13 protein-coding genes are annotated in these 15,588 nt (G+C 46.3%); 4 read left to right on the plus strand and 9 right to left on the minus strand.

What is annotated here, in order from left to right; all coding sequences use genetic code 11:
- Positions 1 to 12: 12 nt before the first annotated feature.
- The 5 genes from GO493_RS21075 to trpS form a co-directional block, all read right to left on the minus strand.
- Positions 13 to 3,255, minus strand: coding sequence for a SusC/RagA family TonB-linked outer membrane protein (locus GO493_RS21075; protein ID WP_157308213.1), 3,243 nt, complete (start codon positions 3,253 to 3,255; stop codon positions 13 to 15).
- Positions 3,256 to 3,715: 460 nt separating this feature from the next.
- On the minus strand, positions 3,716 to 5,671 hold the full coding sequence (locus GO493_RS21080) for a ComEA family DNA-binding protein (RefSeq protein ID WP_157308214.1): 1,956 nt from the start codon (positions 5,669 to 5,671) through the stop codon (positions 3,716 to 3,718).
- Positions 5,653 to 6,456 carry a hypothetical protein gene (locus GO493_RS21085; RefSeq protein WP_157308215.1) on the minus strand — a complete coding sequence of 268 codons (804 nt, stop codon included), beginning with the start codon at positions 6,454 to 6,456 and terminating at the stop codon, positions 5,653 to 5,655. Before GO493_RS21085 ends, GO493_RS21080 begins: the two co-directional genes overlap by 19 nt.
- A gap of 204 nt (positions 6,457 to 6,660) precedes the next feature.
- Positions 6,661 to 7,296, minus strand: coding sequence for a deoxynucleoside kinase (locus tag GO493_RS21090; RefSeq protein ID WP_157308216.1), 636 nt, complete (start codon positions 7,294 to 7,296; stop codon positions 6,661 to 6,663).
- Positions 7,297 to 7,432: 136 nt separating this feature from the next.
- Entirely contained in the window at positions 7,433 to 8,437 is a 1,005-nt protein-coding gene (gene trpS / locus GO493_RS21095) for a tryptophan--tRNA ligase (protein ID WP_157308217.1), read from the minus strand.
- Positions 8,438 to 8,574: 137 nt separating this feature from the next.
- Here trpS and gatC point away from each other — a divergent pair, with 137 nt between their 5' ends.
- From gatC to GO493_RS21110, 3 genes are read left to right on the plus strand one after another with little or no spacing between them, the layout of a single operon-like run.
- Entirely contained in the window at positions 8,575 to 8,865 is a 291-nt protein-coding gene (gene gatC, locus GO493_RS21100) for an Asp-tRNA(Asn)/Glu-tRNA(Gln) amidotransferase subunit GatC (protein ID WP_157308218.1), read from the plus strand.
- A gap of 21 nt (positions 8,866 to 8,886) precedes the next feature.
- On the plus strand, positions 8,887 to 9,612 hold the full coding sequence (locus GO493_RS21105; RefSeq protein ID WP_157308219.1) for an ABC transporter ATP-binding protein: 726 nt from the start codon (positions 8,887 to 8,889) through the stop codon (positions 9,610 to 9,612).
- Positions 9,613 to 10,173: a cob(I)yrinic acid a,c-diamide adenosyltransferase gene (locus tag GO493_RS21110; RefSeq protein WP_157308220.1), complete on the plus strand. Its 561-nt coding sequence runs from the start codon at positions 9,613 to 9,615 to the stop codon at positions 10,171 to 10,173. It abuts the gene before it with no gap.
- Positions 10,174 to 10,175: 2 nt separating this feature from the next.
- On the opposite strand, the gene GO493_RS21115 is transcribed toward GO493_RS21110, so the two are convergent.
- Positions 10,176 to 10,865 (minus strand): ABC transporter ATP-binding protein, encoded by a 690-nt coding sequence (locus GO493_RS21115; RefSeq protein WP_157308221.1) that lies wholly within the window; start codon positions 10,863 to 10,865, stop codon positions 10,176 to 10,178.
- 98 nt (positions 10,866 to 10,963) lie between these two features.
- On the opposite strand from GO493_RS21115, the gene GO493_RS21120 reads away from it, so the two are divergent.
- Positions 10,964 to 11,185, plus strand: coding sequence for a DUF2795 domain-containing protein (locus GO493_RS21120; protein WP_012794455.1), 222 nt, complete (start codon positions 10,964 to 10,966; stop codon positions 11,183 to 11,185).
- 219 nt (positions 11,186 to 11,404) lie between these two features.
- On the opposite strand, the gene GO493_RS21125 is transcribed toward GO493_RS21120, so the two are convergent.
- The 3 genes from GO493_RS21125 to GO493_RS21135 form a co-directional block, all read right to left on the minus strand.
- Positions 11,405 to 12,217, minus strand: coding sequence for an enoyl-ACP reductase FabI (locus GO493_RS21125; protein WP_157308222.1), 813 nt, complete (start codon positions 12,215 to 12,217; stop codon positions 11,405 to 11,407).
- 91 nt (positions 12,218 to 12,308) lie between these two features.
- The gene (gene recN, locus GO493_RS21130; protein WP_157308223.1) at positions 12,309 to 13,958 is read right to left on the minus strand and encodes a DNA repair protein RecN; all 1,650 of its coding nucleotides are present in this window, start codon (positions 13,956 to 13,958) and stop codon (positions 12,309 to 12,311) included.
- 88 nt (positions 13,959 to 14,046) lie between these two features.
- A complete protein-coding gene (locus GO493_RS21135; protein WP_198315787.1) occupies positions 14,047 to 15,534 on the minus strand; it encodes a tetratricopeptide repeat protein in 1,488 nt (495 codons plus the stop codon).
- Between the last annotated feature and the right edge of the window lie 54 nt (positions 15,535 to 15,588).

The raw sequence follows: 15,588 nt of genomic DNA on the forward strand, positions 1-15,588 counted from the left end.
CTTAACTGGTGATTAAAATCTGAACCTAACATTGAAACCAAAGTTGCGGTAGGTAGGATACACACCACTCTGATAACCCTGGATGTTACCAGCAGACAGGTTCTCTTCAGGATCTGCATAAGGCAGGTTCTTGTGAATGATCCAGAGGTTACGTCCCAGCAGGCTGATATCGATGCCTTTGAACGCCTTGATACGGCTCATCAGGCTTACAGGCAGAGAATATGTCAGAGACACTTCACGCAGTTTAACATAACCTGCATCATATACGAACTGTTTTGCAGGATAACCGTTCACACCAAGACCACGGGTACCGCTTACGCGTACACGCTGCGTATTGGTTTTACCATCAGGAGTTACGCCATCGAAAATGATACCACCACCATCTTCAACTGCATCCCTGATAGATTTACCCTGGTCATTCAGTCTTACGCTTTCTGCATAGATACCGGTAGACTGGCCATAGTATTGGTCAAGAGAGAATACGTCGCCACCTTTCTTGATATCGATCAGGAAACCGAGGGTCAGATCTTTGTAACGGAATGTATTGGTGATACCTCCAATCCAGTCAGGAGTATAGTTACCGATCACTTCATTGGAAGTAGCGCTTTTTGCATAATAACCAGGGCTGTCGCCGGTTTCATCCTGTACTACTTTTTTACCGGTAGCCGCATCATATACGAAGTCGCTGCCACGGATCACGCCATAAGCCTGATTCCTTGCGTGACCGACAGTGATACCGCCCTGTAATGATGTTGTGCTAAGCTGAATGAAGTCTACGCTGGCAGGCAGGTCAATCACCTTGCTTCTGTTCCTGGACCAGTTAGCGCCAATTACCCAGGAGAAGTCTTTTATTTTAACCGGAGTTAAGTTCAGGCTTACTTCTACACCTTTGTTGCTGATAGTACCAGCATTGATATATACCTGATCATAACCGGTAGCTCTTGAAACAGGCAGCCTGAGGATCTGATCAATACTTTTTGAACTGTAGTATGTCACGTCTATGCCAACACGGTTATCCAGGAAGGACAGTTCAGCACCGGTCTCGAAGCTCTTTGTACGTTCCGGTTTCAGGTCAGCATTTGCTTTGGTAGAAGGTACAGTGAAGATAGGAACGCTGCCAAAACCTGTTGGTTTAATGTAAGCATCATTGAGTGCCTGTGCAGGAGCACTGTTACCCACTTCAGCGTAGTTCACACGTACTTTACCGTAAGACAGCCACGGAGCTTTTACTACTTCAGAGAATACGAAACCGAGTGATACGGATGGATAGTAGTAAGAGTTATTACCTTTTGGCAATGTGGAAGATTCATCACGACGGCCGGTAACATCCAGGAATAACATGTTCTTATATCCCAGGCCAGCGCTTGCAAATATACCGTTCACCTGCAGGGTACTGTCAGCTTCGACAGGCGCCTCGATCGGGTTTACGGAGTTAGAGAGAGAATACAGTTTTGGAACCACCAGGCCACCATTTGTCTGAGCACGTACATACTGTACATTGGTACGTCTTACGTTGCCACCTACCAGGCCGGTTAATTTGAAATCCCTGTTAAGCTGTTTGTCAATATTCAGCATCAGGTCATAGTTATACTCGCTGAAAGTTCCGTCATAACGGGAATAAGACGCAGTGTTCTTACTACCTATAGCGTTCCTTTCTTCCTGCATCTGGGTGTAGGTATCCATACTGATCCTACCCAGAACACTTAACCAGCTGGTTGCTTTATAATTCAGCGCTACGTTGCCGAAATAGCGGATACGGCTATCTTTCTCGTAGTTTTCGTATCGCATGAAATACATGTTGTCAGTGTAGATGGGAACCGGATTGTCAGGGTCCCTCAGGTTCCAGGTTTTATTCTGTTTGGTCCTGAAGTAATCATCTTTCTGATCTTTCAGATCTACGTTCATCTCCCACCACTGGCGGAAGCCCTGGTTAGGGTTATACTCGTCATAACCGGTACCATAACGGCCTTTACCATCAATTTTAGACATATTCACAGCAGCGCTGGCTGTCAGTTTGCTGGTCATGTTGTAGGATGCGCCAAAGTTCAGCATGTCCTTTACCAGGCGGCTGTTTGGCAACATACCCTGTTCTACGGTCTTGGTATATCCCAGTTTAAAATTACCCTGGTCATTTCCACCGTCTATGGTTACGCTGTTATTGGTAGTTAATGTGTTCTTGAAGAAGTAAGCAGGTCCGTTCTTAGCGGCTACCCAGGGACTTGCTTTTTTATAGAGAGGAGAAGTAGGATCAAAAGACTGATAAGTATATACCATCAGGTTTGGATCAAACTTGGCGCCGAAAGAAGCATCTTCAGACATTGGTACAACGAGATCGTTTGTACCGTCTCCGTTAATATCCCTGTAAAGGAAATGTCCGTCCGGAGATTCATAAGTATAGTCATCCTGGTCATAATAACCGGCGCCATACTGGTTTTGGTATCTAGGGAAAGTGCTCTTGTCCATTTTACCTACAGTGAGACCTGAGTTGATAGTAACACCAAGGCCTCTTCTGCCCTTTTTGGTAGTGATCATGATCACACCGTTTGCAGCGCGTGAACCGTACAATGCAGCTGCAGCAGCGCCTTTCAGTACGTTCACTGACTGGATATCGTCAGGGTTGATATCGGAAGCAGCGTTACCATAGTCAAAACCACCGCGGCCGGTGCTCTGATCCTGCGTGTTGGTAGTAGAGTTATCGATAGGAACTCCATCTACTACAAACAGCGCCTGGTTTGAGTTCTGGAAGGATTTGTTACCACGCAGCACGATGTTGGTAGAACCACCCATAGTACTGTTCCTTCTTACTTCCAGACCTGCTACTTTACCGGACAGGGAGTTCACTACGTTCGGATCACGTGTTCTGTTCAGCTCTTCTGCCTGAACGGTCTGTGCTGAATATGCCAGCTCATTTTTCTTCCTGGTGATACCTAATGCAGTTACAACTACTTCCTGCAGGTTTTTATCTTCATCTTTCAGTTTAATGCTCAATGCAGCAGAAGCGCCTACAGTAACATCCTGTGTTGCAAAACCCACGCTTCTTATTATCAGTACGGGATTACTTCCGTTAACGACTAATTTAAAACTTCCTTCCTGATCTGTGGTAGTCCCTGTGTTTGTACCCTTAATCTGTACGGTGGCAAAAGGAATTGGCGCTCCATCGGCACCCGTAACCTTTCCTGTAATCTGACGTTGTTGGGCATACGTCAAGGTTACGCTCACCATAAGCATGGTGAAAAAGAGCGATACTCTCTTCATAAACGATTTAGATTTTAGTTGACGATTTAGATTTTGAACGGTCCCAGTCTTACAATAGCAAGCCACCGGCCTGTATTGCTAAGACCCCAGTTTCATAGCATTAAACCAATTTATTTACTTGTAAAACATTGTTGTTGAAAAAACCATCCCGGGAGAAGGCGGCAAGAACCTGGATGGTCATTTGCGATTTTTGCGACAGTGGCCCAGAACAAATCTCCCCTCCTGCATTATTGCGTAAACTACAATACCGCAGCAAACAGGTTGACATATTAGCAGAACAGGATAAAGAGATGCTGGCCTCTCTCATACTACGATTTAGATTTTGATATTATTACGATTTAGATTTTGGTTGAGAAGCACAATTTAGAGTTTTTTTTTGTTCACGAACAAGAAAAATTTAACCTTTTTTTAAGAGAACAAAAAAACATCATATGTATAAGCCATATCTCCCAGCGCTATACTATCTAAAATTTAACATACGTAACTCTCTATAACTTCCCTGGAATAAGTACTGTAGCTGGCATATGACTAAACTTTTTTTACTTACATCCTCATTTTCAGTCAGCTGATACCTGATCCAAACAGTTAGACCATGCCTGACCTTCCACCTCATAGCTGCCTGGTACTGCCGTCCGGACCCTGATAAACGGGATACGGCATATTCATACAATACTCCCCTGGTAATAGTATACAGCCCGTTCTCTGTTCCCCCCGTCACGTACCCTGTGTACCTGATATGACATTGTACAGCCGGTTTAACCGGGGTATACAGGACTTCCTGGAACAGCACAGAGCCCTGTGGAGTTACCTCTACCCTGCTCTTTAACGCGATGCTCTTAGTGGCCTGCAGCTTTACCTGGCAGCGCCAGCTTTGCTTCTTTACAGTTATGCCGGGTTTTATAAAGTATTGTTCTCCGGCTGCCTGTTGTTGTTTCTGAGAAGATATGTACCTGATAAAAACTTCCGTCTGCTTATCCGGTGTATACGTCAATGCGGCCAGTACCTCTCTTCCTCCTCCGGGCGATGGAAGCCTGTACTGTACCCATGGGAAACGGAACACATCACTATAGGCATCCAGTTTCAGTTGTCTGCTCAGTTTTATACTGACGCCGGTATATAGGCCGCTTTCATTTGCAGGTTTGTAATATTCTCCCCAGGCATCAGCATATACAGACTGATAACCCCTGCTGTAATAACGGTACAATATCACCAGGTCTGCATTCCTGCATACACCTGCCAGTATGCCGTGCAACAGGCCGGGCTGCCCGTTATCACTTACCGCACTCTCACCAAAGCAATGCAGGTTTCTCCAGGTGAATGAATAATCCATGCTGACAGCAGCCAGCTGCTTTCCGGCAAACGCAAACATATTATAGGGAGCCGCCCTGCCGCCTACCGGTGTGGAATACTGCTGCCTGATCATGTTAAAGGAAATATGCCAGAGTGGTTTTTCATAGGTGATATTACCTCCGGTAGTTAATTGTGTTAAGCTATGACGTTTCTCTATTTCAGCAGCAGAGCGGTGATACCCGCTGCTGTTGGTAATATTGCCGTCCAGCTGCCGCCATGAAATAAAAGCAGTACCCTGCCAGTTTCCCTTCTGTAGTGTGATGCCTGTTCCCCTGTAAAAAAGGAACTCTCCTGACGATGCATATGGACGTAACAGTTCTCCTTCACGTTTTACCTGCATTACAGCCGGTCCTTTGCCAAAAGCAAGCGATTGCCAGTTCAGCAGTCCCTGTCCCATATTCACCGTAAAATCGCCCATTGCAAATGCCTTTATGCATTTGTAGTTCCTGATAAAAAGATGTGCGCTGAGAAAATCCATTCCTTTCTCTCCTGCATCTTTTTCCGCTACTGCTCCCCAGCTGATGTAACCGGGCAGCTGGTAGCGGTAACGCAGCATATACCTGTCCGGGCTTCCCAGGTAATGTGCAGGCGTACTGTCTGTCGTCATATATTCCGTACTCTTTTCCGGCTGCCGGCCATAACGCAGCAATAGTGTGTGCGCTCCTTTGTGCAGGTAATCATACCAGCTGTAATGAGGTGTAAGATCATTGCCTGTCTGCACATGCGGCAGCAGCTTCCTGATAGTTTCCTCATCAAAACCCGGTACTGCCTGCAGTTCATAGATACTGAGCAGCTTTCCCATCTGTTGCCGGTATGAAAGAAAATTACTGATCTGCAATGAAGACAAGATACCCAGTGAACGTAGCATACCTGCATCTGCCGCATTAAGGGATATCTTATGTTTGACGGTTATTTCACGCTGTTGTTCCTGCATATCATCTTCCGTATCTTCTTCTCTTTGCGCAGCGCGGTTTTCCAGCTGTTCTTCCGTAGCAGCGGGCAGTTGGGCGAAGGTGTGTATATGGCAGCAGATAAGCAGGGAAAGTATTATTCCTTTACCTGCCATGTGATAGTTATTTCAGGTGTGATGCCTAACTGCGGATGATGAGATCCTGTAACAGAAAGGTATAAACGCCGCAGCAATACCCCCGCTGCCATGTTGGTAAACTGAGGATCTGAAGAGATACCTGATCTGAGTAAAAGCTGCTTTACCGGCCTGTATTCGCACATTACGGCTGTAGAAGGAGGTACATTGCTGTGCTGCTTCAATACAATGCTCAGCAAAAATTCAGGAGATACTTCATACCCCAGTCCGGCGGTATAGATAACCGGCAATACTTCATTTTCCAGTTTACGGCCTACGGGGTTGAAAAGGTGTATGCCTGCATGTAGCTGTGAAGTAATATGCAGGAGGCAGCCTGACTCGAAAGTAATGGTGCCGGCAGTTGTATAGCCTGGTATCTTTACTGACAGATAATCTATCTGCATACCCAGGCTGAACCTGTTGCCAAGTTTGCGGCCATATCCAGCGCCCACTGATTGCTGCCGGTATTCCCTGTAACCGGCCTGTTGCAGCGTAAGGCCGAAACCACCGTTCATGGCGGGTATTGCCAGTGCTGCGGTATGAGTGCTGAGCGCTTTCAGCATGAAGCGTTGTTCTGATGCTACTCCTGCTGTAACAGCCGGAATATATGCCAGTCCCGCCTGTTGCTGGAGAATTGAAAACAGCTGATGGAAGTTGCGGCTGTATGCGCCGGGTAATGGTTGTTTTCCTGTGGAAAGCCAGGCTAGTTGTGCACAAATAACAACTGTACACATTGAGCAAACAATGGTGATGAGTAATTTTTTCATTGGAAATGAAAAGGTCAACTGGTTAACAAACGAAAATTTTCACATGACTAGGTCGCAATATTAGGAAGATTTTTTGATTCGGGGTTGATTATTTTTGATGTATAACGCAGAGAAATTACTCAAAAAGAACGCTTTTGCCGAAGGCAAAAGCGTTCTTTTTGAGAGGGACAGATAACCGGCCTGCGGCCGGTTAAAAGCTATTTGCTAGAACAATCCGTATAGCTGTGAATCTATCTTTGAGATGATCTCTCCCAGATCTTCTTCACTTTCCGGGAACTTATTCTTATCGATATCGATGATCAGTAACGGACCTTCTGTATATTTCTCGATCCAGTTATTGTAATATTCATTTAACCGTTTCAGGTAATCCAGCCTGATATTCTCTTCATACTCCCTTCCTCTCTTCTGTATCTGTGCAACCAGTGTAGGCACTGATGCTTTCAGGTATATGAGCAGGTCCGGAGGTTTCACCATAGACTTTAATGTTTCAAAGAAATTGAAATAATTATCAAAGTCCCGTTTGGTCATCAGTCCCATTTCATACAGGTTAGGCGCAAAGATGTGCGCATCCTCGTAGATGGTACGGTCCTGGATCACAATGCTGTTTCCGTTGTGGATTTCCAGCAGTTGTTTCAGCCTTCCGTGCAGGAAGTATACCTGGAGGTTGAACGACCATCGCGGCATATCTTCATAAAAATCGTTCAGGTAGGGATTATGTTCTACATCTTCAAACTGAGGCATCCATTTATAATGCCTTGCAAGCAGTTCAGTAAGTGTGGTTTTTCCAGCTCCGATGTTTCCGGCGATTGCGATATGTTTGATCTTGCTTTGTTTTGCCATGATATTTCAGGGGGTCACCGATCATTTCCTGCTCTCCCTAAACGGCAGCAAGCGATAAATGACAACCTATAATTTACAAATTATTTGGCTATCAATATAAAAAACTTGCTGCCGGCAGGGTATAGCAAAGGAAATATCAGTAGTAGTTAATTCCGATGAGTTTTCTCGCTTGTTGCAAAGTCTGTGCCGCACTTTCACGGGCTTTCTCTGCACCAACCTTCATAATGCGGTTCAGGTATGCCTGGTCCTGTTGCAGGGCAAGCGCCTTCTCACGTATGGGGGCAATAAAGTTCACCATGTCCTCACCCAGCTGCTTTTTCATATCTCCGTAACGGATAGTTCTGTCCTGGTAGGTATCCTGGTAATGTTTGATCACATCGGGTGCTGACACCTGCTGCATTAACAGGAACAGGTTCTCTATTGTTTCAGGCATGGGGGCGCCGTCTTCTGCGGGCCCGCTGTCTGTTTTTGCCTTCTTCAGTTTTTCCCTGATGCGGTCATCACTGTCTGCCAGGTAAAGGGTGGCCATTTCGTTCTCGCTCTTACTCATTTTTCCTTTACCGTCCAGGCTTGGTATTTTCACCAGGTTATCCCCGAAGTTGAAAGCTACCGGTTCAGGGAACAGGTCTCCGTAACGGGCGTTGAAACGCTGTGCATAGTTGCGCGCCATTTCCAGGTGTTGTTCCTGGTCTTTTCCTACCGGTACTTTTACGGCACGGTGAACCAGGATATCGGCACTCATGAGCACGGGGTAAGTAAGCAGGCCTGCATTCACATTTTCAGGCTGCATACGTACCTTATCCTTGAAGGTGGGCACTTTTTCCAGTTCCCCCTTATAAGCCAGCATATTGAGTAGAAGATATAATTCTGCTATTTCCGGGATGTCACTCTGTACGTACAACGCTACTTTTTCAGGGTCCAGTCCGGAGGCTATATTTTCTGCCAGTACCCTGTAAACATTGCCTCTCAGATCTTTAGGATCGGGATGCGTGGTAAGGGAATGCCAGTCTGCCACAAAAAAATAACAGTTAAATGCTTCCTGCATCCTGATATAGTTGCGGATAGCGCCAAAATAATTTCCGAGGTGTAAGTATCCGGTGGAGCGGATGCCGCTCACCACTATCTCTTTTGTAGTAGCCATAATGGGGTGCAAAATAAGAAAAAGTCTATAGACAGGCACCCCTGAAGTCAGCTAAAAAAGCAAATTGACGATTGCGTTTTGTAACTTTATCCCCAAACCATGACAAATATTCATTATCTTTTCATCTAATTTGACTTATGGAAGTGAATGAGACGCTGGTACAACAGCTGGCAGACCTTGCAAGACTTGAATTCAGCGAGCAGGAGAAAACGGAAATCAAAGGAGACCTCCAGAAAATGATCACTTTCGTGGAGAAACTCAATGAGCTGGACACAACAAACGTAAAACCTTTACTGCACATGACGGCAGACAGCAATGTACTGAGAGAAGACAGGGTCATTCCTTCCATCTCCCGGGAAGAAGGCCTGCTGAATGCCCCTGATGCCAACGAGCAGTATTTCAAAGTACCTAAAGTTATCAGGAAATAAATCTTGTAATCCTATAGATCTATGCGCCCACATTCTGTCATCCATCTGGAAGAAATCCGCAAAAGCTACTTCATTGGTAAAAATGAGCTGCCTGTACTGAAAGGTATTAACCTTGATATCTTCAAGAATGAATATGTAGCCCTGATGGGGCCTTCCGGTTCCGGCAAATCCACCCTTATGAACATGCTGGGTTGTCTTGATACCCCTACTCATGGAAAGTATATCCTGAGTGGTCATGACGTAAGCAAGATGGAAGATGACGCACTGGCAAGAGTACGTAACAAGGAGATAGGGTTTGTATTCCAGCAGTTCAACCTGATGCCCCGCCTTACTGCGCTGGAGAATGTGGCCGTACCCCTGATCTATGCAGGGATCAATAAAAAAGAGAGGGAAGACAAAGCCCGGTTCATGCTGGAAAAGGTAGGCCTGGGGCAACGTTACAAGCATAAGCCCAACGAGCTTTCCGGCGGTCAGTGTCAGCGTGTGGCCATTGCCCGCGCCCTGGTAAACGATCCGTCCCTCATCCTGGCAGATGAGCCTACCGGTAACCTGGATACCAAAACCTCTGTAGAGATCATGGAGATCTTTGGCAGTATCCATGCTTCCGGCAATACCGTTGTACTGGTTACCCATGAAGAAGATATTGCTGCGCATGCCCGCCGTGTGGTGCGCCTGCGGGATGGCCTGATAGAATCAGACAGGCTCAATGAAGAACTGGTAGCAGAACATGTAAAATCAAATTCATAAATGGCATTCAGGATCTACACCAAAACAGGCGATAAAGGCAAGACGGCCCTTATTGGCGGTACCAAAGTACCCAAGAGCGATCTTCGCATAGACGCCTATGGCACTGTAGATGAACTGAACTCTTATATTGGCCTGGTGAGCGATTACCTGGAAGATAAGGCCACCATTGCCCTGCTGCGGGAAATACAGGACCGCCTGTTCACCATAGGCGCATCTCTGGCCTGTGACCCGGAAAAGGATACTAAAATGCACATTCCCGATCTCCTTCCTGCGGATGTGACATTACTTGAAAATAATATTGATAAAATGAACGATATACTTCCGGAAATGAAAGCTTTCATTCTTCCGGGAGGCCATGTGGCCGTATCTACCTGTCATGTGGCAAGGTGTGTATGCCGCAGGGCAGAGCGCCTCTGCGTGGGGCTACAGGAGCAGAACCAGTTCATAGACCCGCTGGTATTGCAGTACATGAACCGGTTGAGCGATTACCTGTTTGTATTATCCCGTTGGATAGGACATCAGCTGAATGTGCCGGAAATTGCGTGGAAGCCGAGGAAATAAGGTTATTTACCTATTATCAGCGGCAGGTCATCTATCTCCTGCCCTACCATCCTTCCGTCCTTCATAACCAGCTGCCTGTCGCTCAACGGCGCCAGCTCTTCATTATGCGTTACGATGATAAAGGTCTGTCTGAACTTATCCCTCAGTTCAATGAACAGCTGATGCAGCTCCCGGGCATTCTTAGAGTCAAGGTTGCCTGTAGGCTCGTCTGCCATCACTATATCCGGCGTATTGATCAGCGCTCTGGCCACAGCCACACGCTGCTGCTCTCCGCCAGACAGCTCATTAGGTTTATGGTCTTTACGGTTGCCCAGCCCGAGGGTTTCCAGCAGGAAAGCTGCCCGTTCTTTTACGGCTGACTTTTTTACACCCGCAATAAACCCGGGAATACATACATTCTCCAGGGCAGAAAATTCAGGCAACAGGTGATGGAACTGGAAAATGAAACCCATGTGCCTGTTCCGGAAATCTGCCAAAGCATTTCCTTTCAGGAGCGTCAGATTGACATCGTTCAGCCATACTTCGCCTGAGGTCGGTGTGTCCAGGGTACCCAGCAGATGCAGTAAGGTACTCTTTCCAGCCCCTGAAGATCCTACAATAGTAACGATCTCCCCGGCTGAAACGGAAACACTTACTCCTTTCAGGACATGTAAGTTGGAATAATTTTTGGTAAGATTGCGTGCGGTTAGCATATCCAAAGAAAGTAATTAACCGTTAAAATAGTAATAGTTGTTTATTTCAAATTAAATAATACTTTTGCGAAAATTCAGAAAGTAAAAATTTCAATAACATGTACTGGACCTTAGAATTAGCTTCATACCTGGAGGATGCTCCATGGCCAGCTACGAAAGACGAATTAATAGATTATGCTATCCGTTCCGGTGCACCGATTGAAGTGATAGAGAACCTGCAGGAACTGGAAGACGAAGGTGAGATCTATGAGGGCATAGAAGATATCTGGTCTGATTATCCGTCACAAGACGACTTCTTCTTTAACGAAGACGAATATTAACCAGCGGATTATTTTCCATTATTGTTGCCTCAAGTATATTCCTATGCTTAGAATGAATTGGTTTCAATTTCCTTCATAGCTATGGGGTATTTACGTCTCTGACTTGATCCCAACAAAGAATTAGCCGTTCCCATAGGGGTAACGGCTTTTTTATTATCCACAAAAGAAAACGCCGTAAAAAATGACTTTTTTACGGCGTTCATTATCTTATCTCTGTTGTTATTTTTCCATCTGCTCTATCACGGCTGCAGAAACACCTGTGAAGGAGAAACCGCCGTCATGGAAGAGGTTCTGCATGGTTACCATCCTGGTCATGTCAGAGAACATTACCACGCAATAATCAGCGCATTGCTGTGCTGTAGCATTTCCCAGCGGGCTCATTTTCTCTGCGTACGAGATAAAGCCATCGAAGCCTTTTACGCCGCCACCAGCAGTGGTTTTGGTTGGAGACTGGGAGATAGTGTTTACACGTACTTTATTCTTCAGGCCATAATGGAAACCGAAGCTGCGGGATATTGATTCCAGCATGGATTTGGCATCAGCCATTTCACTATAATCAGGGAATACACGCTGTGCGGCAATGTATGTGAGGGCTACTACAGAAGCCCATTCATTCAGCGCGTCCAGCTGGTAAGCGGTCTGCAATACACGGTGCAGGGACATTGCTGAAATATCGAATGTTTTGTGGGAAAAATCGTAATCCAGGTCTGTATAGGATTTGCCTTTGCGCATATTGATGCTCATACCCACAGAGTGGAGAACAAAATCTATTTTGCCGCCAAAATGCTCCATGGATTTAGTGAAAAGGTTCTTCAGATCATCCATATTGGTCACATCAGCAGGTATTACAGGAGCTTTGCACAATTCAGCCAGTTTATTGATCTCTCCCATACGTAAGGCAATAGGAGCATTGGTAAGCACTATTTCAGCCCCTTCTTCCACACAACGTAATGCAGTGCTCCAGGCAATAGACTTTTCGTCCAATGCACCAAATATGATACCTTTCTTTCCTTTTAATAAGTTATGAGCCATTGGGTTCAAATTAATTTCGGCAAAAATAGCTGTTATAGTTGAAAAAAAAAGATTAATTGAAAAGCTGCGTGCGGCTTAAAGTTTAAAATCTTTATTTAACTAACTCCCTTGCGTTTTCCAATGCAGCGGCAGTAGGCTTCTCTCCGCTCATCATCTGGGCTATTTTGTTGATACGCTCTTCCCTGCTCAGCAGTCTCACGTTAGTGGTTACTTTACCTTCGCTTGCATCTTTAAATACAAAATAGTGAGCATCGGCTTTACCGGCTATCTGTGGCTGGTGCGTGATACAGATGATCTGGTGGCCACGCGCCATTCCTTCCATGATAAAGCCTACCTGCCGGGCCGCTTCTCCGGAAATACCGGTATCTATCTCATCAAAGATGAGGGTAGGCAGTGCAACGGACTGCGCCACCAGTGATTTTATACACAACATCAACCTGCTCAGCTCACCACCGGAAGCTACTTTGCCCACCGGCGCAAAATGCCCGCTCTTATTGGCGTCAAAAAGGAATTCTATTGTATCCTGCCCGTAAGCGTTCAGCTCACCCTGGGTAATGGCAGCTTTCAGCTGTGCATTAGGCATACCTACCTGTGCCAGCAGGCTGTTCACAGACTTCTCGAAAGGAGCTGCTTCTTTCACCCTTGCCCCGGTGATCACCTCAGCCTGGGCACGGAGGGCCTGTTCCAGCTCTCCCTGCTCTTTTTCCAGCGCTGCCAGCTGCTCATCCAGGTTCAATACCCCTTCAATGCTACCGGCCAGCTTTTCCTGTATCTGCAGCAGTTCTGCCGTGGTCTGCACACTGTGTTTCTTGAATAGTTTATACCCGAGGGACAGCCGTTCATTCACGATCTCTATCCTGGCCCCGTCAAACTGTACCTGGTCATTCATATGGCCTATATCTCCTGTAATGTCCTGCAGTTCCACATAGGCAGACTGTAATCTTTCTGCTATGGCCGGCGCATCTTTATGAAATGCTGTCAGTCCCTGAACGGAAGACTGTATCTGTTTCAGCTGTTGCAGGATAGGTTGCTCATCTTCTTTGAGCTGAAAGTATACACGGCTCAGGGTGTTCCTGATCTCTTCTGCATGGCTGAGCACTTTCAGCTCTTCATCCAGCTCTTCTATCTCGTTAGGCGCAAAGGCAGCCTCACTCAGCTCGTCCAGCAGGAATTTATTATAGTCCAGTTCTTTATTGGCGCTGTCACGCTGGTCCTGCAGCTGTTTCAGCTGCCGCTGTACCTGTACATAACGCTGGTATTGCTGCTGGTACTGTTGTATCTGCGAGGGCTGGTTCACCAAAGCATCCAGCACTTCGCGCTGAAAGTCTGATTCGCCCAGTTCAAGCGTATCGAACTGCTGGTGCAGGTCTACCAGGAAATGACTGAGCTCACCCAGCTGGGTAAGGTTTACAGGAGTATCGTTGATGAATGCGCGTGATTTGCCTGCGGCGCTTATTTCCCGGCGTATCAGCACCTGGTCTTCCAGGTCCAGCTCATGTTCCTGGAAAAAGGCTGCCACCAGCGATCTCTTTACTTTGAAGAAGCCTTCTATGACGCATTTGGCCTGCTTATCGAACAACACGGCGGGATCTGCCCGCTCTCCCAATATTAATGACAATGCTCCCAGGATAATAGATTTACCTGCACCTGTTTCCCCTGTTATTACATTCAGGTTTCCGGAAAAATCTACTTCAAGATGATCAATGATCGCGTAGTTCCTGATAATTAGTTTCTGTAGCATAAGGAGTGTTAGAAATACGAATATATCACATTAGATTATTCCGCAAATTAATACGGGCGTTACGTAATGTATCTGCGTACCGGAAAGATCAGCCTCCGTTCAGCCTTTGTATACCGGCTTTGGCGCGCTGGTCAAGCGAGTTCTTATAATCGTGCCCTTTCATGTCCAGGCATGTCTGGTAACATTTCCGGGCCTTTTCTTTATCATTACGTTTCTCGTAAATATACCCCATTTGCAGGGAAGCCCTGGCGGCAAAATATTCAGGTCTGTTAGCGCCTGTTCTCACAGTCACTTCATACATGGTCAGGGCATTATCGTCCTGTCCCATTTCATCATAGATCCTGCCCAGGCGGTAAGCATATTCCAGTTTCTCTTCCATGAGCGCAAAATCAGCTGCTTTTTTTGTTTGCAGCAGTTTCAGCGCTTCTGTAAAATATCCGCCATCACTCAGTAAACGGGCTTTCAGCATCAGCGGATGCGGCCATCTGCCGCTCTTCGCGTCTTTCAGCGCCTGCTTGTCTGCATCCGTTTCTGTATTACCCTTTGTCTCGATCATTTTGCGGTATTTATTAGCCATGTCCATGTTGTTATGGAGATAGTAATACCAGCTTAACCGCTGGAGCGCTTCTTTCAGGTAGAATTTGCCTTTGAAGCGTTCTACAAATTTCTGCAGGTAAACATTGGCATCTTCGTCCTGGCGGCATAACTTAAGATTGCCCATCAGGTAATAAACGTAATAGATCTCTTCATACTGGGCGCTGTCATTACGTTCTGTCAGCACTTTAATGCCCAGTGTGGCCTTCTGGTTATTCATGGCAATATTGGCCACCATCAGGGCAAAAAGATAGTTATTCTTTGTATCCATCTGGTACTTCTGGATGAAGCCCCAGACATCTTCCGGTTTATTTTCTATGAAAAGTTTCAGGTAGCAGTAATAATAGCAGGCTTCCCATTTGAATATCCGGGCAGTTTCATCATTGCTGTCTATAACCTGCTGTACCTGCTGCATGCCCTGTCTGATGCCTCCTTTCATGCCGAGTGTGTTGGAGATCCAGCGGTATCCTTCCGGGATGGTGCCGAAAACGGTTTGCATGGCGCCCGCCAGCATATTGTTGGGAAGGAAGTTGGGGAATTTCTTCTGGTTATCTTTCAGCTGCTGGTAAGCTTTGCGTATTTCCCATACAGCGTCCCAGCGTTCGCTGAACTTCACTCTTATCATGCCCCACTGGAAACGGATGGCGGCCTGGGTAAAGAGATAATACGGTGAGTTGGAAGGGCCCTGTTCCATCCTGGCCAGGCGGTCTGCCCTCTGCCATTTTTTCTGTGCGTACAGGGCGGGATCTTCGTTAAAGAAAAGGGTGAAAAAGTCTGCATAGTTCTCCAGGAAGTAGGGCATCAGGTTGTCCGGATGCTGCTTTTTTTCCTCTTCCAGCAGGGCAACTCCCTGGTCCAGCCGGAGCGCCATAATGGCTTCATAGGCCTGACGGCATTTTGGGTTAAAATCATATACTTTCTGCCGGGCTGCAACCCCAACATTTACACTTAAAAGGATACCCAGCAGGAATAATATGCGCATGGAAATAAAATATAGCTTATTGATTAACTCCGGGCCTAACAACCAAATTCCAAA

The organism is Chitinophaga tropicalis (assembly GCF_009758205.1).
Taxonomy (GTDB): domain Bacteria; phylum Bacteroidota; class Bacteroidia; order Chitinophagales; family Chitinophagaceae; genus Chitinophaga; species Chitinophaga tropicalis.